The following is an 18,661-nucleotide window of genomic DNA, read 5'->3' as shown; positions in this document are numbered from 1 at the left end:
GTCACACAGTGGAAGGACAGCACTATGACCCACGACATCATTGACGGCAACGGGAGCAATGGATCACCAGAATCCGCTCGCGGACCGGTGCTCGAAGTTCGCAACCTCAGCGTCGACTTCGGGGTGGAGAAGGAATGGGTCCCAGCGGCCATTGACTTGAATTACCACGTGAACGCCGGTGAGGTACTGGCCATCGTCGGCGAGTCCGGTTCCGGCAAGAGCGCAAGCTCGATGGCACTCCTCGGGCTCCTACCCAGCAACAGCCGTGTCACCGGAGAGGTGATGCTGAACGGCAGGTCCATCCTCAATCTCTCTCCTGGAAAGATGCGCGAGGTTCGCGGCAACGACGTCGCGGTCATCTTCCAGGAACCGATGACGGCGCTGAACCCCGTGTACACAGTCGGGTTCCAGATCGTGGAGACGCTCCGCCTGCACAACGCAATTTCACCGGACGAGGCGAGGGAGCGAGCCCTCAAGCTGCTGGACATGGTGGAACTTCCGGACCCGGAGAAAGCCTTCCGTTCCTACCCGCACCAACTCTCGGGCGGGCAGCGGCAGCGTGCCATGATCGCACAGTCCCTCTCCTGTGACCCCAAGCTCCTCATCGCAGATGAGCCCACCACCGCACTCGACGTGACCGTCCAGGCCGAAATCCTCGACCTGATGCGTAACCTCCGCAACAAGCTGGACAGCGCCATCGTGCTCATCACCCACGACATGGGCGTGGTGGCGGACCTTGCGGACCGCATCGCCGTCATGCGTCGGGGTGTCATCGTGGAATCCGGCACGGCAGAAAAGATCTTCAGCCGGCCGGAACATCCCTACACGCAGGACCTACTGTCTGCGGTGCCGCACCTGGGCCAGGGAGCAGAGGGCGGCGGTGACGACGTCGACATCACTGCTGCCCTTGCGGCTGCGACCAAGTCGGAGCTGGCGGGTGTGGACCCGGAAGAGCTTCAGCGGCGGGAACGCGCTGTCCTTCAGGGACTTCAGGAGGAGATTCAGGCTGAGAGGGAGAGCAGGGGAGAAGCAGTACTCGACCTCGTGAATGTGGCCATCGAGTACCCCAAGCAGGGACGGGTTCCGGCATTCAGGGCAGTCGAGAACGCAACCTTGAGTATTCGCCCCGGCGAAGTCATGGGGCTGGTGGGGGAGTCCGGATCGGGCAAGACCACCATCGGACGCGCCGCTGTCGGGCTCCTTCCAGTGTCCGAAGGAGCGCTCCGGGTCGTTGGCACAGACATTTCCGGCCTCAAGCCCACCTCCCGGGAACTCGGTGCGGTACGGCGCAACGTCGGCATGGTTTTCCAGGATCCGTCCTCGTCGCTGAACCCCCGGCTTCCCATCGGCGAGAGCATCGGCGAACCGATGTTCCTCGCCGGAGAAGCCAAGGGCGGCGCGCTGCAAAAGCGGATCGAAACGTTGCTCGACCAGGTTGAGCTTCCCCGCTCCTACCGCAACCGTTACCCGCACGAGCTCTCAGGCGGACAGAAGCAGCGCGTCGGCATTGCCCGCGCGCTGTCGCTGAAGCCCAAGCTCATGGTTGCTGACGAGCCCACGTCCGCGCTGGACGTGTCCGTCCAGGCCAAGGTGCTTGAGCTGTTCCAGAACCTGCAGAAGGAAATGGGCTTTGCCTGCCTGTTCGTCACCCACGACCTCGCCGTGGTCGACGTTCTCGCCGACCACATCTGTGTGATGCGGCGCGGCAGAATCGTCGAGCAGGGCACCCGCGACCAGATTCTGCGTAATCCCCAGGATCCTTACACCCAGCGGCTCCTGGCGGCTGTCCCGTTGCCTGATCCGGAGAAGCAGCGCGAGCGTCGTGAACTGCGCGCCCGGCTTCTGGCCTCGGCCGAGTAACCAGATCCAACGCACGACGACGGCGCCTCCTGAGGGGGGTGCCGTCGTCGTCGTTTAATCTGCCCGTTAGGCCATCTTTTACCTAGCGCTTAGACTGGTAATAGTGCGCGCTGTGCTGCCCGCTTCCTTTTTCCCCCGGACACCTCCGTAAGCCTGAAGAAATCCCCGACGAAACGAGTCATTTCGCATGTCTGTATCCACGAGCAACACTGCAATCCGCAGTGACCTTCGCAACGTTGCCATCGTGGCGCACGTAGACCATGGCAAGACGACGCTCGTTGACGCGATGCTGAGGCAGACCAATTCCTTCGCCGCCCACAACCACCTCGAGGACCGGGTCATGGACTCAGGGGACCTGGAGCGCGAAAAGGGCATCACCATCCTCGCCAAGAACACCACTGTGTTCTATGACGGACCGTCGGCCGAGGGCGAAACGATCACCATCAACGTGATTGACACGCCCGGGCACGCCGACTTCGGTGGCGAGGTGGAGCGCGGATTGTCAATGGTCGACGGCGTGGTCCTCCTCGTTGATGCGTCCGAAGGCCCGCTTCCGCAGACCCGCTTTGTGCTGCGCAAGGCGCTTGCCGCGAAGCTGCCGGTTGTCCTGCTGGTCAACAAGACCGACCGCCCGGACTCCCGTATCGACGAGGTCGTCAGCGAGTCCATGGATCTGCTGCTCGGCCTGGCTTCGGACCTCGCCGACGAAGTCCCCGATCTCGATCTGGACCTCGTGCTCAATGTTCCGGTGGTCTACGCCGCGGCGCGCGCTGGAGCCGCGTCCCTGGAGCAGCCGGCAGACGGAACCGTCCCGGAGAATGACAATCTTGAGCCGCTCTTCAAGACCATCATCGACCACATTCCCGCTCCCCGGTACAACCCGGACGGCGTCCTCCAGGCCCACGTCACCAACCTGGACGCCTCGCCGTTCCTCGGCCGCCTCGCGCTGCTCCGTATCTTCAACGGAACGCTCCGCAAGGGCCAGCAGGTAGCCTGGGCCCGCCAGAACGGTGAACTGAAGACCGTCAAGATCACCGAGCTGCTCGCCACCAAGGCGCTCGACCGCGTACCCACCGAATCCGCAGGACCGGGCGAGATCGTTGCTGTTGCCGGCATCGAGGACATCACCATCGGTGAGACCCTCACCGACGTCAACAACCCGCAGCCGCTTCCGCTGATCACCGTGGATGATCCGGCCATTTCCGTCACCATCGGTATCAACACCTCCCCGCTGGCCGGAAAGGTGAAGGGCGCGAAGGTCACCGCGCGCCAGGTGAAGGACAGGCTTGATAAGGAACTGATCGGCAACGTATCGCTGAACGTTCTGCCCACGGCCCGCCCGGATGCCTGGGAAGTCCAGGGCCGTGGCGAGCTCGCGCTGGCCATCCTCGTGGAGCAGATGCGCCGGGAAGGTTTTGAGCTCACCGTCGGCAAGCCGCAGGTAGTCACCCGGACCGTCGACGGCAAGATCCATGAGCCCATGGAGCACATGACCATCGACGTGCCCGAAGAGTACCTCGGCGGCGTCACCCAGTTGATGGCGGCACGCAAGGGCCGGATGACCAACATGTCCAACCACGGCACCGGTTGGGTCCGGATGGAATTCATCGTTCCCGCCCGGGGGCTCATCGGTTTCCGTACCAAGTTCCTGACGGACACGCGCGGTGCCGGAATCGCTTCCTCCTACTCCGAGGGCTACGAGCCGTGGGCAGGGGACATCGAGTACCGCACCAACGGATCAATGATCGCGGATCGCGCCGGGGTGGTCACCCCGTTCGCCATGATCAACCTGCAGGAACGCGGTTCCTTCTTTGTGCAGCCGACCTCAGAGGTGTACCAGGGCATGATCGTTGGCGAGAACTCGCGCGCCGATGACATGGACGTGAACATCACCAAGGAAAAGAAGCTCACCAATATGCGTGCCGCCTCCTCCGACACCTTCGAGAACCTGACGCCGCCCCGGAACCTCACCCTTGAGGAATCACTTGAATTCGCCCGTGAGGACGAGTGCGTCGAGGTGACCCCGGAGTCGATCCGCATCCGCAAGGTCGTTCTCGATCCTAACGAGCGCCTGCGCGCAGCGCGTTCACGCGCCCGCGCCTAGCAGCGCAGGCAGTTGCCGGTTTCCGGCATGCAGCTAAAAAAACAGAAGGACGACGACGGCGCCAACCCGGCCGCCGTCGTCGTTCCGTCTGCGCGGCGCGGCGCCCGCTGGCGCGGGGTAGTTGCCGCTGTCCTTGGGGGCGCGCTGGCCGCGGTGCTTGGTACCGCGCTTCACGCCCAGATCTGGTATCTCAACGGCGTCGGCATTCCTGCCGGAGCGCTTGCCTCCGTGGTGCTGGCCACCAGTATCGCCGTGTTCGTTGCAGTGTCAGCCCGCAGCGTCTTCTTCGCAGCCCTGACCGGCGGAGTCGCCTACATCCTGGTGGGGTTGGCGGCGTCTTTCTCCGCGGGTGCCCTCATCGCCGCCGGCGTTGAGGTAGAGGGTGCGCTGCCGCCGGTGGCCGTTGCCGGCTACGTCTGGGTGGTGGGGCTGGCCGTCGGAACGGTCGCGGCCGTTGCCCTGTCCTGGTGGGCGTTGCGGCCCTCAGCACGACGGCCGGGCTCTAGCTCTGTAGCGGACGCTCTGTAGGAGCGCCTCAGTCCGCCGTGCGGTCTATGTGGTGGGCCAACATGATCGAGGTCGCGGTGCCATCCTCGTCGGATTCACGGCGGGCGTATTCCTCGAATACGTGGCGGATCTTCTCCATCATCTCGGCGCGATTTGCGTCATTGAGCCGCACTCCAAGACGCCATACGTCAATCTCCGAGGGGCCCAGCCCGTCGATCTCCTGCAGGAACGTCTCGACGAGTACGGGTGCTGCATTGGGCATGCGGCTTCCCCAGGACAGCCCGGTTGCGCGGTAGGGGATTTCCTTTGCGCCACGGTTGCCGGTGCGTGGTTCCTCGGCCTTCAGGAACTCTGTGGCTAGCAGCGTCCGCACATGGTGCAGCGCCGTGGCAGGGTTGAGATCCAGCACCTCGGCGATTTCCTTGTTGGTGCGTGCCTTGTGCAGGCACAGCCGGAGGATCCTGAGCCGAACGGGGGAGCTCAACGCCCTGCCGCGCGCCTGGACGTCCTCATCTGTTTCCATAATCCACAGCATACGTCAGCAAGCGCTCACTGATTGAATTTAGTCAATCGCGCGTTCACCTGGCTGTAACGGTTCCCGGACCGCGCCGTGGAGGTGGAGGAGGGACCGGCTTGGCCGCCGTCACAGCATCCAGCGGAACGACGACGTCCCCGCGCCTTCCTGCGATGGTGCAGGACACCGCATCCCGCGAGGCCAGATCGCCGAGGGCATCGGTGAGGCCTCCTTCGATCCGATACCGGACCACCACACGGGTTCCCAACGGCAGGGAAGTCAGCAGGTGTGCGGCTGGGCTGGACATGGGCATAGCCTGTCATATTACGGTGGGCGCCGGTCGATGCCGATCCCAACTCCTGTTGGGTTAAGCTGGAACAGCGAGGAAGAGCCGTTAGCGGCACCAGATTTCTAGGGAAGGCGTGGGAAGTGACCTACGTAATCGCACAGCCGTGCGTGGATGTGAAAGACAAGGCCTGCATTGAGGAATGCCCGGTTGATTGCATCTATGAAGGTGAACGCTCGCTGTACATCCACCCGGATGAGTGCGTGGACTGCGGTGCATGCGAGCCGGTCTGCCCGGTCGAGGCTATCTACTACGAGGATGACACCCCCGACGAGTGGGCGGAATACTACAAGGCCAATGTCGAGTTCTTCGACGACCTCGGGTCCCCGGGCGGCGCCGCAAAGCTCGGCAACACAGGGAAGGATCACCCCATAATCGCCGCCCTGCCGCCGCAGAACCAGGAAGCGTGAGCGCAGCGTGACACCCAACCGGGCCTTCGGGCTCGACCTTCCCGACTATCCCTGGGATGCCATGGCACCCTATGTCGAGGAAGCGCGGCAACATCCCGACGGGGCGGTCAACCTCTCGATCGGAACCCCCGTGGACCCCACGCCGGAGGTCGTCCAGCGCGCGCTCCGCGACGCATCGAATGCCCCCGGATATCCCACCACTCACGGCACCATCGAGCTGAGGGAAGCAATCAGCGAGTGGTACCGCCGCCGTCGTTCTGTTGCCGGTCTCGATCCGGAGAATATTCTGCCAACGGTGGGCTCAAAGGAGCTGGTCGCGTGGCTGCCCACCCTGCTGGGGCTGGGAGCCGGGGATGTCGTCGTGCGCCCCACGGTTGCCTACCCCACCTATGACATGGGAGCCCATTTCGCCGGTGCAACACCGGTGGCCGCGGACTCCCTGGCCGACTTGGATCCCGGCACACGGGCACGGGTACGGCTGGTCTGGATCAATTCGCCGTCGAACCCCACCGGCGCGGTCCAGGACGTCGAAGCGCTGCGAGCGATGGTCGACGCCGCCCGCGAACTGGGTGCCATGGTTGCCTCCGACGAGTGCTACGCCGAGCTGGGCTGGGGGGCCTGGGACCCCGCCCTGGGCGGGAACCCGGTACCCAGCATCCTCGATGAGCGGGTGAGCGGTGGGTCCTCGGACCTGCTGCTGTCCGTCTATTCATTGAGCAAGCAGTCCAACCTCGCCGGTTACCGGGCCGCGTTCGTGGCCGGTGACAGCGCGGTGCTGCCCAATCTCATCAATTCGCGGAAGCACGCGGGAATGATCGTGCCGTTTCCGGTCCAGGAAGCCATGCGCGCAGCGCTTGCGGATGACGCGCATGTCGCGGCGCAAAAAGACCTGTACCGGGCGCGGCGCAGCCGGCTGGTGCCGGCCCTCGAGGCCTTCGGGCTGACCATCCACTCGTCCGACGCCGGCCTTTACCTGTGGGCCACTGCGGGGGAGGACACCTGGCTGACGGTGAAGAGATTCGCGGAGCTCGGGATCATCGTTGGTCCCGGTACGTTCTACGGTGATGCCGGGAACGGGTTCATCCGGGTGGCGCTCACCGGCTCCGATGAACGGGTCGCTGCTGCGGCTGCCCGACTCGGTGCGTGAGGCCGTGTTGCTATTGCACAACAACGCCCCAACCGATTAGTGCTGGAGGCGTTTGTGCCGGTAGCGTTTTAGCTGACTGAGCTGATCCAGCAATCACGCATGCTTTTCCATAAGCTCCACAAGGAGAGTCAATGACTGAGCACAACGGCGCCTCACTCCAGTATGACGGAGGAAGCCTGAGCCTCCCGCTGATCCAAGCGGCAGAGGGCAACCATGGGTACGATGTCTCGAAGCTGCTCAAGCAGACCGGTGCCGTCACCTTCGATCCCGGCTTCATGAACACCGCGGCCACCACCTCAGCAATCACCTACATCGACGGCGATCAGGGCATTCTGCGCTACCGCGGCTACCCGATCGACCAGCTGGCGCAGCACTCGAGCTTCCTCGAGGTTTCCTACCTGCTCATCTACGGGAACCTGCCAACGCCCACCGAGCTGGCCGCCTTCGACAACCGTATTCGCAGGCACACGCTCCTGCATGAGGAGCTCAAGGGCTTCTTCGGTGGGTTCCCGCGGGACGCGCACCCCATGCCGGTGCTGTCCTCAGCCGTCTCGGCTCTCTCCACGTTCTACCAGGACTCGCTGGACCCGTTCGACGACGAGCAGGTGGAGCTTTCCACGTTCCGCCTGATGGCGAAGCTGCCGGTCATCGCCGCATATGCACACAAGAAGTCCATCGGGCAGCCGATGCTGTACCCGGACAACTCCATGAACCTCGTGGAGAACTTCATGCGCCTGTGCTTCGGCCTCCCCGCCGAGCCCTACGATCTTGATCCCACAATGGTCAAGGCGCTGGACCTCCTGCTGATCCTCCATGCGGACCACGAGCAGAACTGTTCCACCTCCACGGTCCGCCTGGTGGGAAGCTCGAACGCCAATATGTTCGCGTCAATCTCCGCCGGCATCAACGCCCTGTTCGGACCGCTGCATGGCGGCGCCAACGAAGCCGTCCTGAACATGCTCCGGGACATCAAGGCCAAGGGCATGCAGCCCGAGGACTTCATGGAAAAGGTCAAGAACAAGGAAGACGGCGTGAAGCTCATGGGCTTCGGGCACCGCGTCTACAAGAACTATGATCCGCGGGCCAAGATCGTCAAGGCCACGGCCCACGAGATCCTTTCCAAGCTCGGGGGCAATGACGAGCTCCTGGACATCGCGATGCGCCTGGAAGAGAAGGCACTTGCTGATGACTACTTCATCGAGCGCAAGCTCTACCCAAACGTGGACTTCTACACCGGCCTCATCTACAAGGCGATGGGCTTCCCCGAGAAGATGTTCACCGTCCTCTTCGCGATCGGCCGCCTGCCCGGATGGATTGCGCAGTGGCGCGAGATGATGCAGGATCCGCAGACCAAGATCGGCCGCCCGCGCCAGCTGTACACAGGCGCCGGGGAACGGCACTACCCCGCACGCTAAGAAGTTCCAGTACGACGACGGCCGGTCACCTCTGTGGGGAAGGTGACCGGCCGTCGTCGTACGTTAACTTTGCGGCAGGGCCGTGGGAGCAGGCAGGATCAGGAGGCGTAACCCTGCGGGTTGTTCTTCTGCCAGCGCCAGTGGTCCTCGCACATCTGGTCCAGCGAATTATGTGCAGACCACCCGAGGTCCGCCAGGGCTGACGAAGGGTCCGCGTAGCTGACCGCTGCATCTCCCGGTCGGCGGGGGGCGAACTCGTAGGGAACCTCATGGCCGGCGGCCTTCGAGAATGCGGCGAGCACCTCGAGCACTGACGATCCATTGCCGGTACCCAGGTTCCAGCGGTGCACCCCGGCGTGGGAGGTGAGGTAGTTCAGGGCCGCTACGTGGCCGTCCGCTAGATCCACCACATGGATGTAGTCGCGGATGCCGGTGCCGTCCGGGGTGGGGTAGTCGTTGCCGAATACCATCACTTTCTCGCGCCTGCCGACCGCCACCTGCGCCACGAAGGGCAGCAGGTTATTCGGGATACCCGTTGGGTCTTCGCCGATACGCCCCGACTCATGCGCACCTACCGGGTTGAAGTAGCGCAGCAGCGCGATGTTCCAGCGGCTGTCGGAGGCTCCGACGTCGCTCAGGATGTCTTCGATCTGCTCCTTGGTGCGGCCGTATGGGTTGGTCGCATCCAGCGGCATTTTCTCGATGAGCGGCACCTCTTCGGACGCACCGTAAACGGTGGCTGAGGAACTGAAGACCAGGGTGCGGACGTTGTGGCGGTCCATGGTGCGCAGCAGATTCAACGTGCCGCCGACGTTGTTGTGATAGTAGAACAGCGGCTTTTCCACTGATTCACCGACTGCCTTCAACCCGGCGAAGTGGATGACGGCTTCGACGGCTTCGGCTTCGAACACGGCGTCGAGCGCGTGCTCATCGAGCAGATCCACCTTACGGAAAGCCACGTCGCGGCCGGCAAGCTCCTCGACCCGCTTCAGGGCGGTCTCGCTTGAATTGTAGAGATTATCCACTACGACGACGTCGTGGCCCGCCTCCAGGAGTGCAAGCGTGGTGTGCGAGCCAATGTAACCGCTTCCGCCGGTAACGAGTATCTTCATGGATTCAAGCCTACCGACCGGGGGCATTTCGGACCTAAGTGAGTCACCGGGCTCTTGCTCTGGAGACGTCGGGGCTATCGGTCTACCCTTGGAGGATCACGCGCGCGAGCCGTTCTGGGTTGGACCGGCGGAGAGGCGAGGACACCGTATGCACGTCAATGGAGCGCACTCCTGGAAAGTGGGAGCGGGTACGTCTCTGGCCATGTGCTTCGCGCTGTATCTGCGGGACTGCGCAGGTCTCGGTGTGATCGGCAAACCGGCTGTATCTCCGGTGAAACCTGCTGTCCGCTGCCTGGATCCGCGACAGGTGGTCCACGCCGCCGGCGGAGTTCCTGCGCTGCGGGTCGAGTGGGAAGCCTGGTGGTATGAACTGGTTGCCGGTCACGGGAACGGGACGGAACTTCCCACGCCGCCGGACTTCCCGGAGTTCGATTCCATGCCCGCACTGCAGCGCCTCACCCACGCTCACTATGGGACAGCGCTGGCATGGACGCAGGAGCGTGACGCGTTCTGGCGACAGCGCGAAGTCAAGCGCATGCACGACGGCGGTCAGCGGCGGTTCGGTGATCTCGTCCGGGAACGCGAACTCGAGCTCGGACGGCCCGCGAGGAACTTCTCACTCGCCGTGGTGGAGCTGCCCCTGAGCGAGATCCGCGCCTGGTACATCGAACCGGACATGCTCATTCTGAGTGAGGACCTGTACGACGACGAAGCCACCTTCCGTAGCTACGTCCAGCCGGTGGTGGAAATCATCGCGTAGCGCCTGCTAGGTAGCGACCTCGGCGAGGGTGATGAGCACCTGGCCGGTCTCTGTATCCGCGGTGGTCCAGCCGCCGTCGGTCCGGTTCCACTGCAGCCCCGCGTGGGAGACAGACGTGATGCCGAGTTCTTTCGCATGGGCCACCGCGAACTGGGCCGCGGCCCACCCTTGAGATCCGGATGCGCTGGTCACCAGACCCTGTTCCGTGGGTCCGGTGGGGAGGGCGGGAAAGACGGCGGCGAACCGTTCGGTCACGGCTGTCGCGTCCCCGGATTCCGCCGGCTTGCGCAGCACACAGTTCAGCGAAGCGGGGGACTGGCCGGTCAGCGCTGAGGCGAAGGCGCGCGCCTCCGGCTCGTGATCGGCATAGGCGTCCGGGTAGGCGCTGCGTTGAACGAGTTGTGCGGCTTCCGTGACGGGCAGGGTCTGGTATCCCGGAACGGTGACCAGCTCGTCGTAAAAGGCGCCGGCAGCGTAAATCGGATCCTGCACCTGCTCCTCGGTGCCCCAGCCCTGGGATGGACGCTGTTGGAACAATCCGCGTGAGTCCGGCCCCGCCTGGTCACCGTAGTCCAGATTCCGCAAGCCCGATTCCTGAACCGCGGTGGCCAACGCGATTGAGACCGCCCGCGGCGGGAGACCGCGGGTCACGGCCACGCCCGCGATGGTGGACGCGTTCGCGGCCTGCTCCGGTGCCAACTCATAGGTATCTGTTCCGACGACGGCGCTGCACCGTTCACGGACCAGCACCTCAGAGGAGTTCAGCTGGCTGATGGCCAGGTAGGCTCCACCCCCGACGACAGCCGTCAGCACCGTGAGGACACCGGCTGCGCGGAGGCGGCGCCGTCGTCGGGCCTGCTTTTTGGTCTGGCGCACTCAGTTCCCTAGTTGGCGTGGAGGGCAGCGTTCAGTGCGATTCCCTGCCCTGAACGCTGCCGTGCTTCAACGACGCCGGTGGTCGAGTTGCGGATGAAGAGCACCCCGGACTGTCCGGAGAGCTCAGCGGCCTTGGCGATTGAGCCGTCCGGAAGAGTCACCTTGGTTCCTGCGGTGATGTAGAGACCGGCTTCCACCACGCAGTCGTCACCGAGGGAAATACCGATCCCGGCCTGTGCGCTCAGGAGGCAGCGCTCGCCGATGCTGATGCGTTCCTTGCCGCCGCCGGACAGCGTACCCATGATCGAGGAGCCGCCGCCGATGTCGGAGCCGTTGCCCACGACGACGCCGGCGGAAATGCGACCCTCGACCATTGAATGGCCGAGCGTCCCGGCATTGAAGTTCACAAAACCTTCGTGCATGACGGTGGTGCCTTCGGCCAGATGCGCGCCCAGGCGAACCCGGTCGGCGTCGGCGATCCGAACGCCCGAGGGCATCACGTAGTCAACCATGCGCGGGAACTTGTCCACGCCGTACACCACCACCGTGCCGCGGGTACGCAGGTGCAGGCGAGTGGTTTCGAAGTTGTTGACGGCGCAGGGGCCGAAGTTCGTCCACACCACGTTGGCGAGCAATCCGAAGAGCCCGTCGAGGTTGATGCTGTTCGGCTGTACGAGGCGGTGCGAAAGCAGGTGGAGCCGGAGGTAGGCATCCGCTGCGTCGGTCGGGGCGTCGTCGAGCAGGGAAGTTGTCGACAGTACTTCCTGGGTGACGCCGCGCAGTGCATCCGGGGCTGCGATGGCGGCGAGTTCGGCGGACAGCGCATCAGCATCGCCGGAAGCTTCGCCTAGAACCGGCTGCGGGTACCAGACATCGAGTACCGTTCCGTCTTCGGCCAGCGTGGCCAGGCCGACGCCGAAAGCGGTTCGTGCGGTGGTTTCGGAGGGGGTCAGGGAAGCGGAAGCCGTCTCAGTCATGGCCTCCATTCTACCGAGTAGCGGCTACCGGCCCCTGCCACCTCGCCCAGTAGGCTTGAGGTCATGACAGATTCCGGATTCCAGCGCCTCGATCCCCGTGCAGACGTCGCGCAGCTCACAGCCGACATCATGGACATCAACAGTGTCTCGGGTAACGAGCGCGCGTTGGCCGATGCGGTGGAGGGGATCCTTCGAGCGTGTTCCCACCTGGAAGTGGTCCGGGACGGTGACTCGCTGATCGGCCGGACGAATCTGGGTCGTGCCGAGCGGGTCATCCTTGCGGGTCATCTCGACACCGTGCCGCTGCCGCATGTGCCCGGTTCCCGCGGTACCGTGCCGAGCGCCTGGGATGGCGAAGTTCTCTATGGGCGCGGCGCCACCGATATGAAGGGCGGTGTCGCCGTCCAGCTCGCGCTTGCTGCTGCACTGACCGAGCCGTCCCGGGACATCACCTATGTCTTCTACGACCACGAGGAGGTCGAGGCATCCCTCAGCGGACTCGGCCGGTTGGCCGAAAGTCATCCCACCTGGCTCGAGGCCGATTTCGCGGTGCTGCTCGAACCCACCAACGGCACCGTCGAAGGCGGTTGCAATGGAACGGCCCGCTTCAACGTCACGACGACGGGGCGCGCAGCCCACTCTGCCCGGGCCTGGATGGGGGAGAACGCCATTCACAAGATGGCGGAGGTACTTGTTCGGCTTCGGGATCACCAGCCGGCCACGGTATCGGTGGACGGGCTCGATTTCCGGGAGAGCCTCAACGCTGTCCTGATCAGCGGCGGCACCGCAGGCAATGTGATTCCCGATAGGGCCATTGCCGAGGTGAATTACCGGTTTGCTCCGGATAAGAGTCCGGAGGACGCTGAAAAGTACGTCCGTGACCTGCTTGTTGGTTTTGAGTTGGAGCGGACGGATGCCGCTGCCGGTGCGCGTCCCGGGCTGAATCATCCCGCTGCCGCTGCCTTTGTTGCGGCGGTCGGTGGGGAGCCGAAGCCGAAGTACGGCTGGACCGACGTGGCCCGCTTTAGTGCGCTTGGCATACCGGCTGTGAACTTCGGTCCCGGTGACGCGCTCCTCGCCCACTCGGACGATGAACATGTCCATGCAGATGCAATCCGTGTTTGCCTCAAGGCGTTAAGCGAGTGGCTCGCCTGAACGGGAGGTTCAGGCGAGCCACTCGCACGAATCGTGGGCGCTACGCGTTGGTGGGATCTGCAACTACCACGTTGCTGACGTTCTCCTTCTTTGTCGTTCCCGTTGTCCGGAAGCTGAGGAGCTTCGACAGCCGGTTTGCCAGGGATGAGAGCGCGAAGTTGATGATGATGAAGATGACGGCTGCGATGAGCAGGGCCTGAAGCAGGTTTCCCTCACCAACGCCCAACCGGCGCGCATTCTGCAGGAGCTCGGTATACGTGATGATGTAGCCGAGCGCTGAGTCCTTCAGGATCACCACGAACTGACTAATCAGCGCGGGCAGCATGGCTGTGAGGGCCTGGGGCACCTCGATGCTTCTCAGCGATTGATTGCGGGTCATACCGATGGCCATTCCGGCTTCCCGTTGTCCCTTGGGCAGTCCTTCCACGCCGGAGCGGACAAGTTCAGCGATGACTGATCCGTTGTAAAGCGTCAGCGCCGTGACCACAGCGACGAAGGGGATATCCTGTGGGCGCATGATGCCCGCCGCGCCGATGGCGAGCCAGAGAAAGATCATCATCAGCAGGACCGGAACCGCGCGAAGGAACTCGACGACCACGCCGGCCAGCCACCGGAGCGGAAGGAAATGCGAGAGCCGTCCGATGCCGAGAAGGAGTCCGAGGACCACCGAGGTGACGATCGCTACGCCGGCCGCCCGGAGAGTGTTCAGGAGTCCCGGGAGGAGGAAGAATTCCCAGGTCCTGCCTTCCAGGAAAGGTGTCCATTTCGCGGGTTCCAATTGCCCACGCTCCGCGAGCGTGATCGTCAGCCATGCGAGTAACCCAACGATGAGCAGGGCGCCGGCGATGTTACCGATCAGTATGTTGCGCTTTGCCTTGGGGCCCGGCGCGTCGAAAAGGACCTGTTGGGCGCTCATCGTGCCACCGCCAGTTTCTTGGATGCCCAGGTAGTGAGCAGGCCGATCGGGATCACGATGATCACAAAGCCCATCGCGAAGGTGAAGAAGATCGGGATCACCATGTCAGAACGGAACTCGATCATGGTTTTCATCAGGCCGGCGGACTCAGCGACTGAACCGGCGGCAGCAACGGTTGAGTTTTTGGTGAGCGCGATCAGAACGTTGCCGAGCGGCGCGATGGCGCCGCGGAACGCTTGCGGAAGAATGACGAGCCGGGCAGCCGGAAGGAATGACAGACCGATCGCGCGGGCTGCCTCTGCCTGTCCCAGCGGGACGGTGTTGACGCCGCTTCGAATTGCCTCACAGACGAAAGCTGCGTGGTAAAGGCTCAGTCCGAGAACCGCCAGCCGGAAGAAATTCAGGTCAAAGTCATCTGCCAGGCTGACAACCAATTGGCCGAACAGTGCCAGTACACCGAAGGCGAGGATGATCGTCAACGGCGTATTGCGGAAGATGTTGACGTAGGAGGCGCCGAACCACTGCAGGCTCGCGATGGGTGAGATCCTGAACAGGGCCAGGAGCGTTCCGAGGAGCAGGGACCAGATCGCCGCAAAGAATGTTAACTGGATGTTGACCCAGAACGCCCCTGCGACGTCGTATTGCTCGAAGAGCGACAGGAAACCGTCCACGGCAACCTTTCTTGTCAGTTCGTCAGACGGCCGTGTGGGGGCTGCAAAGCAGCCCCCACACGGATTTCGAGGGTGTTAGGCGCAGTCGTCCGGCGTCGGCGGGTTCAGTTCCGCGTTCGGCTCGTAGTCGACGCCTTCCAGGTTGTTTGCCAGGGCTTCTTCCCAGGCACCTTCCTCGATCATCTTCTCGATGGCGGCATTGATGTCGGAGCACAGTTCGCTGCCCTTGGTGAGGCCAACACCGTAGTTCTCCTCCGAGAACGGGTTGCCCACGACCTTGAACTGTCCCTGATTGGATTCCTGCGCAGCAAGACCCGCAAGGATGATGTCATCTGTGGTGACGGCGTCGATCTGTCCGCCGCTCATCAGGCTGACGCACTCCGCGTATCCGGGCTGCTCGACCAGGTTGACGCCCTCGGCGAATTCGTCCTTCACGCGCTGGGCGGAAGTGGACCCGGTGACGGAGCAGAGGTTCCTGCCATCGAGGTCTTCCGGACCGGTGATGTCGCTGTCCACAGGAACCAGCAGGTCCTGGCCGGCGATGAAGTACGGACCGGCGAAGTCCACTGTCTCCTTGCGGGTGTCGGTGATCGAGTACGTCGCGAAGATCATGTCAACCTGCTCGTTGGAGAGCAGGTTTTCACGGTTGGCGGAAGGTGCTTCCACCCATTCGATCTGGTCTTCGCTGTAGCCGAGTTCACCGGCGACGTACTTGGCCACATCGACGTCGAAGCCGGTGTACTCGCCGCCCTCATCGAAGCCGAGGCCCGGCTGGTCGAATTTGATGCCGATGCGTACGGATTCGGCAGCTGCTTCGCCGGTGCCTTCTCCTCCGCCTTCGGTCTCGCCGCCGCCGCCGCAGGCGGACAGGGTGAGTGCGGCAGCCGCGGCCATGGCCAGTGCCCCGTATCGTGTTGTTCGCATGATTTCTCCTCGCGTTATTTCCTGATGGGAATTCGTCGGTGGTTAGTGGGCGAGGATCTTGCCGAGGAAGTCCTTGGCACGATCGCTCTGCGGGTTGGTGAAAAACTCTTCCGGCTTGGCCTGCTCGACAATCTGACCGTCAGCCATGAAGAGCACACGGTCGGCAGCCTTGCGGGCGAAGCCCATCTCGTGGGTGACGACGATCATGGTCATCCCTTCCTTGGCCAGGGCGACCATGGCGTCCAGGACTTCGTTGATCATCTCCGGGTCCAGCGCAGACGTAGGTTCATCGAAGAGCATCACCTTCGGCTGCATCGCGAGCGCACGCGCAATCGCGACTCGCTGCTGTTGGCCTCCGGACAGCTGTGCGGGAAGCTTCTGCGCCTGGTTGTCCACCCCAACGCGCTTCAGCAGCGACATCGCGAGCTCCTTCGCCGCGGGAGTCTTCATTCCCTTGACCTTCACGGGGCCGAGAGTCACATTCTCGAGGATGGACTTGTGCGCGAACAGATTGAAGGACTGGAACACCATGCCGACGTCGGCGCGCAGCTTTGCCAGCGCCTTGCCTTCAGCGGGCAGCTCCTTGCCGTCGATCCGGATTTCGCCGTTGTCGATGGTTTCCAGGCGATTGATGGCGCGGCACAGCGTGGACTTGCCGGACCCGGAGGGCCCGATCACCACCACCACCTCGCCGCGGGCAACTTCGAGGTTGATGTCCTTGAGCACATGGAGTTCGCCAAAGTGCTTGTTGACGTTCTTCAAAGAGACGAGAGGCTGTGCTGACGAGTTGGACGCGGACGTGGGCGTGCTCGACTGTGTGTCACGAGTCATAGAGAGAAATGTAGCGAAGAATTCCCCGCCGGCGATACATCGGCTTGCGGAAAGTGGAAATCGTGATTCAAGAGCAACCAACGCGCAAGGGTGTTTGCGGCGGTTAGCCTTGGGTGTATGAGTCTCCACAGCGGCACAAACGATCAGCACACCGGTCCTCCGGCGGCACCTGCGCGGCGCCGTGGCCAGGTGGAACTCCGCCGGGACCAGGCAAGGACCGCGCAGTCCGATCGGTACCTGTTGGACTCCGAGGAGGAGACACCTTTCACCAAAACGGACCCATGGCGGGTCCTGCGGATCCAGAGCGAATTCGTGGAAGGCTTCGGGACCCTCTCGGAATTGGGACGGGCCATCAGTGTGTTTGGTTCCGCGCGGACTCCGAGGGACTCTCCGTACTACGCGGTCGGCGAGGAAGTGGGACGGCTCCTGGTGGAGGCCGGATACGCCGTGATCACCGGCGGGGGCCCGGGTGCAATGGAGGCTGCGAACAAGGGTGCCTGCGAGGCCGGTGGGGTTTCAGTGGGGCTCGGCATCGAACTTCCCTTTGAGCAGGGAATGAACGAGTGGGTGGATCTCGGCATCAACTTCCGCTACTTCTTCGCCCGCAAAACCATGTTCGTCAAATATGCGCAGGGCTTCATTGTGTTGCCGGGAGGTTTTGGGACCCTGGATGAGCTCTTCGAGGCGATGACGCTGGTCCAGACCCAGAAGGTCACGTCCTTCCCGATCGTGCTGATCGGTACCGAGTTCTGGGGTCCGCTGTGGAACTGGGTACGGGACACACTGCTCGCCAACGGAATGATTTCGGAGAAGGACCTGTCACTGGTTCACCTGGTCGATGACCCTGCAGACGCCGTTCGCGCCGTACTCGCTGACACAGCCCGGCATACCGGACCCTAGGTCATGACGGTGTTCCTCGTTGTGATCGCGGTTGCGGCAGTGGGCGCCACAGCCTTTTTTGCCGTCGGGCGGAGTTGGCCGGGCCCCGGTGCGTCTTCAGGAGGAGAGCCCAGAGCCCTTCCTGGACTGGTTGAACCGACGCCTTCCCTGCCGCCGGTGCTGCTCCCGGAACATCCGGGCGCTGCGGACGTGGGCCGGGTCCGGTTCTCGCTTGGTCTGCGCGGATATCGCATGGACCAGGTGGACGAGGTCCTGGACAGCCTGGCCGCAGCCCTCGCTGAGCGCGATGCGCTCATTGAAGCGCTGCAGGAACAGAACCGGGACGGCCGGTGACCGCGGTCAGTGGCAGCGATGGCCACCTGCGGTGCGCCTGGGCGGTGTCGAGCGCGGAATACGAGGCCTACCACGACAACGAGTGGGGGCGTCCGGTCACTGGCGATGCCGCGCTCTTCGAAAGAATCAGCCTCGAAGCGTTCCAGTCCGGGCTGAGCTGGATCACCATCCTGCGCAAGCGGGAGAATTTTCGGGCTGCCTTCGCCGGTTTCGATCCCGACGGAGTTGCCGCTTTCGACGACGACGACGTCGCGCGCCTGCTCGGAGATGCGGGCATCGTGCGCAACCGGGCCAAGATCCTTGCAACCGTAGCGAACGCCCGCGCTCTACTCGCCCTGCCTGCCGGCGCCACGCTGGAGGGAATACTGGACGCACACCGGCCGCCGCCTCAAGCCGCGCCCAAGTCGCTGACGGATGTCCCCGCCGTCGTGCCGGAGTCGGTTGCGCTCGCGAAGGAACTGAAGTCCCGAGGGTTTCGCTTCGTCGGTCCCACCACCGCCTATGCCATGCAGCAGGCAACCGGATACGTCAACGACCACCTTGCGTCCTGCTGGGTGCGGGACTCTTCACCGTAGCGGTGTGATGGGCGCCGCACCCGCGATTAGCTCGGCGCGCACTTCTGCGGGATAATAAGTGTGGACGAGCGTACGGGGGGAGTCTCCGCCGTGCAATGTTGACCGCGGCCTTCGTCCGGTCGCGCACCGTGGAAGGAAACTACTTAGATGGCTGCGATGAAACCCCGTACCGGTGATGGACCCATGGAGGTCACCAAAGAGGGACGCAGCCTCATCATGCGGGTTCCGATCGACGGCGGTGGACGCCTGGTCGTCGAACTCAATGCCGAAGAAGCAGGCAAGCTCAAAGACTGCCTGCTCACGGTAACGGGCTAGAAAGCCTGATCGG

The 18,661-nt window shown here is 63.5% G+C and carries 21 protein-coding genes; 12 read left to right on the top strand and 9 right to left on the bottom strand.

Annotated elements, in window-relative coordinates; translation table 11 throughout:
- The first annotated feature begins 24 nt into the window (after positions 1-24).
- From JOD47_RS02080 to JOD47_RS02070, 3 genes are all read left to right on the top strand, one after another.
- The gene (locus JOD47_RS02080; protein WP_204531476.1) at positions 25-1,860 is read left to right on the top strand and encodes an ABC transporter ATP-binding protein; all 1,836 of its coding nucleotides are present in this window, start codon (positions 25-27) and stop codon (positions 1,858-1,860) included.
- A gap of 187 nt (positions 1,861-2,047) precedes the next feature.
- Positions 2,048-3,964: a translational GTPase TypA gene (gene typA / locus JOD47_RS02075; RefSeq protein ID WP_204531474.1), complete on the top strand. Its 1,917-nt coding sequence runs from the start codon at positions 2,048-2,050 to the stop codon at positions 3,962-3,964.
- A 27-nt stretch (positions 3,965-3,991) separates the two neighbouring features.
- Positions 3,992-4,492 carry a hypothetical protein gene (locus JOD47_RS02070; RefSeq protein ID WP_204531471.1) on the top strand — a complete coding sequence of 167 codons (501 nt, stop codon included), beginning with the start codon at positions 3,992-3,994 and terminating at the stop codon, positions 4,490-4,492.
- A 7-nt stretch (positions 4,493-4,499) separates the two neighbouring features.
- Here the strand turns inward: JOD47_RS02070 and JOD47_RS02065 are convergent, their stop codons facing one another.
- On the bottom strand, positions 4,500-4,994 hold the full coding sequence (locus JOD47_RS02065; RefSeq protein WP_204531468.1) for an ArsR/SmtB family transcription factor: 495 nt from the start codon (positions 4,992-4,994) through the stop codon (positions 4,500-4,502).
- 55 nt (positions 4,995-5,049) lie between these two features.
- Positions 5,050-5,292 (bottom strand): putative acetyltransferase, encoded by a 243-nt coding sequence (locus JOD47_RS02060; RefSeq protein ID WP_204531466.1) that lies wholly within the window; start codon positions 5,290-5,292, stop codon positions 5,050-5,052.
- A 122-nt stretch (positions 5,293-5,414) separates the two neighbouring features.
- Here JOD47_RS02060 and fdxA point away from each other — a divergent pair, with 122 nt between their 5' ends.
- From fdxA to JOD47_RS02045, 3 genes are all read left to right on the top strand, one after another.
- On the top strand, positions 5,415-5,741 hold the full coding sequence (gene fdxA / locus JOD47_RS02055) for a ferredoxin (protein WP_056544327.1): 327 nt from the start codon (positions 5,415-5,417) through the stop codon (positions 5,739-5,741).
- A 7-nt stretch (positions 5,742-5,748) separates the two neighbouring features.
- Complete coding sequence (dapC, locus tag JOD47_RS02050; protein WP_204531464.1) at positions 5,749-6,888, top strand: succinyldiaminopimelate transaminase; 1,140 nt, start codon at positions 5,749-5,751, stop codon at positions 6,886-6,888.
- 131 nt (positions 6,889-7,019) lie between these two features.
- Positions 7,020-8,303 carry a citrate synthase gene (locus JOD47_RS02045; protein WP_204531462.1) on the top strand — a complete coding sequence of 428 codons (1,284 nt, stop codon included), beginning with the start codon at positions 7,020-7,022 and terminating at the stop codon, positions 8,301-8,303.
- 98 nt (positions 8,304-8,401) lie between these two features.
- Here JOD47_RS02045 and galE read toward each other — a convergent pair whose 3' ends face one another.
- Positions 8,402-9,415 carry a UDP-glucose 4-epimerase GalE gene (gene galE, locus JOD47_RS02040; RefSeq protein WP_204531454.1) on the bottom strand — a complete coding sequence of 338 codons (1,014 nt, stop codon included), beginning with the start codon at positions 9,413-9,415 and terminating at the stop codon, positions 8,402-8,404.
- A gap of 148 nt (positions 9,416-9,563) precedes the next feature.
- Here galE and JOD47_RS02035 point away from each other — a divergent pair, with 148 nt between their 5' ends.
- On the top strand, positions 9,564-10,175 hold the full coding sequence (locus tag JOD47_RS02035) for a hypothetical protein (RefSeq protein ID WP_204531452.1): 612 nt from the start codon (positions 9,564-9,566) through the stop codon (positions 10,173-10,175).
- 6 nt (positions 10,176-10,181) lie between these two features.
- Here JOD47_RS02035 and JOD47_RS02030 read toward each other — a convergent pair whose 3' ends face one another.
- Positions 10,182-11,051, bottom strand: a complete 870-nt coding sequence (locus JOD47_RS02030) for a hypothetical protein (RefSeq protein ID WP_307836178.1) — start codon at positions 11,049-11,051, stop codon at positions 10,182-10,184.
- Between the two features lie 8 nt (positions 11,052-11,059).
- Positions 11,060-12,028: a 2,3,4,5-tetrahydropyridine-2,6-dicarboxylate N-succinyltransferase gene (gene dapD / locus JOD47_RS02025; protein ID WP_204531450.1), complete on the bottom strand. Its 969-nt coding sequence runs from the start codon at positions 12,026-12,028 to the stop codon at positions 11,060-11,062.
- A gap of 63 nt (positions 12,029-12,091) precedes the next feature.
- Between dapD and dapE the strand changes: the two genes are divergently transcribed.
- Entirely contained in the window at positions 12,092-13,183 is a 1,092-nt protein-coding gene (gene dapE, locus JOD47_RS02020; protein WP_204531448.1) for a succinyl-diaminopimelate desuccinylase, read from the top strand.
- A gap of 40 nt (positions 13,184-13,223) precedes the next feature.
- Here the strand turns inward: dapE and JOD47_RS02015 are convergent, their stop codons facing one another.
- The 4 genes from JOD47_RS02015 to JOD47_RS02000 form a co-directional block, all read right to left on the bottom strand.
- Complete coding sequence (locus JOD47_RS02015; RefSeq protein WP_204531447.1) at positions 13,224-14,099, bottom strand: amino acid ABC transporter permease; 876 nt, start codon at positions 14,097-14,099, stop codon at positions 13,224-13,226.
- On the bottom strand, positions 14,096-14,770 hold the full coding sequence (locus JOD47_RS02010) for an amino acid ABC transporter permease (RefSeq protein WP_204531446.1): 675 nt from the start codon (positions 14,768-14,770) through the stop codon (positions 14,096-14,098). Before JOD47_RS02010 ends, JOD47_RS02015 begins: the two co-directional genes overlap by 4 nt.
- Positions 14,771-14,845: 75 nt before the next feature.
- A complete protein-coding gene (locus JOD47_RS02005) occupies positions 14,846-15,694 on the bottom strand; it encodes a glutamate ABC transporter substrate-binding protein (RefSeq protein WP_204531445.1) in 849 nt (282 codons plus the stop codon).
- A 42-nt stretch (positions 15,695-15,736) separates the two neighbouring features.
- Complete coding sequence (locus JOD47_RS02000) at positions 15,737-16,525, bottom strand: amino acid ABC transporter ATP-binding protein (RefSeq protein ID WP_204531444.1); 789 nt, start codon at positions 16,523-16,525, stop codon at positions 15,737-15,739.
- Between the two features lie 117 nt (positions 16,526-16,642).
- Between JOD47_RS02000 and JOD47_RS01995 the strand changes: the two genes are divergently transcribed.
- From JOD47_RS01995 to JOD47_RS01980, 4 genes are all read left to right on the top strand, one after another.
- Positions 16,643-17,425, top strand: coding sequence for an LOG family protein (locus JOD47_RS01995; protein WP_204531442.1), 783 nt, complete (start codon positions 16,643-16,645; stop codon positions 17,423-17,425).
- A 3-nt stretch (positions 17,426-17,428) separates the two neighbouring features.
- On the top strand, positions 17,429-17,758 hold the full coding sequence (locus JOD47_RS01990) for a DivIVA domain-containing protein (RefSeq protein WP_204531440.1): 330 nt from the start codon (positions 17,429-17,431) through the stop codon (positions 17,756-17,758).
- Positions 17,755-18,333, top strand: a complete 579-nt coding sequence (locus JOD47_RS01985) for a DNA-3-methyladenine glycosylase I (RefSeq protein ID WP_204531438.1) — start codon at positions 17,755-17,757, stop codon at positions 18,331-18,333. Before JOD47_RS01990 ends, JOD47_RS01985 begins: the two co-directional genes overlap by 4 nt.
- Before the next feature lie 147 nt (positions 18,334-18,480).
- On the top strand, positions 18,481-18,648 hold the full coding sequence (locus JOD47_RS01980; RefSeq protein WP_081737717.1) for a DUF3117 domain-containing protein: 168 nt from the start codon (positions 18,481-18,483) through the stop codon (positions 18,646-18,648).
- Positions 18,649-18,661: the final 13 nt, after the last annotated feature.

It is taken from the genome of Arthrobacter tumbae, from assembly GCF_016907495.1.
GTDB lineage: Bacteria > Actinomycetota > Actinomycetes > Actinomycetales > Micrococcaceae > Arthrobacter_D > Arthrobacter_D tumbae.
This window is presented reverse-complemented; position numbering and strand designations above follow the sequence as displayed.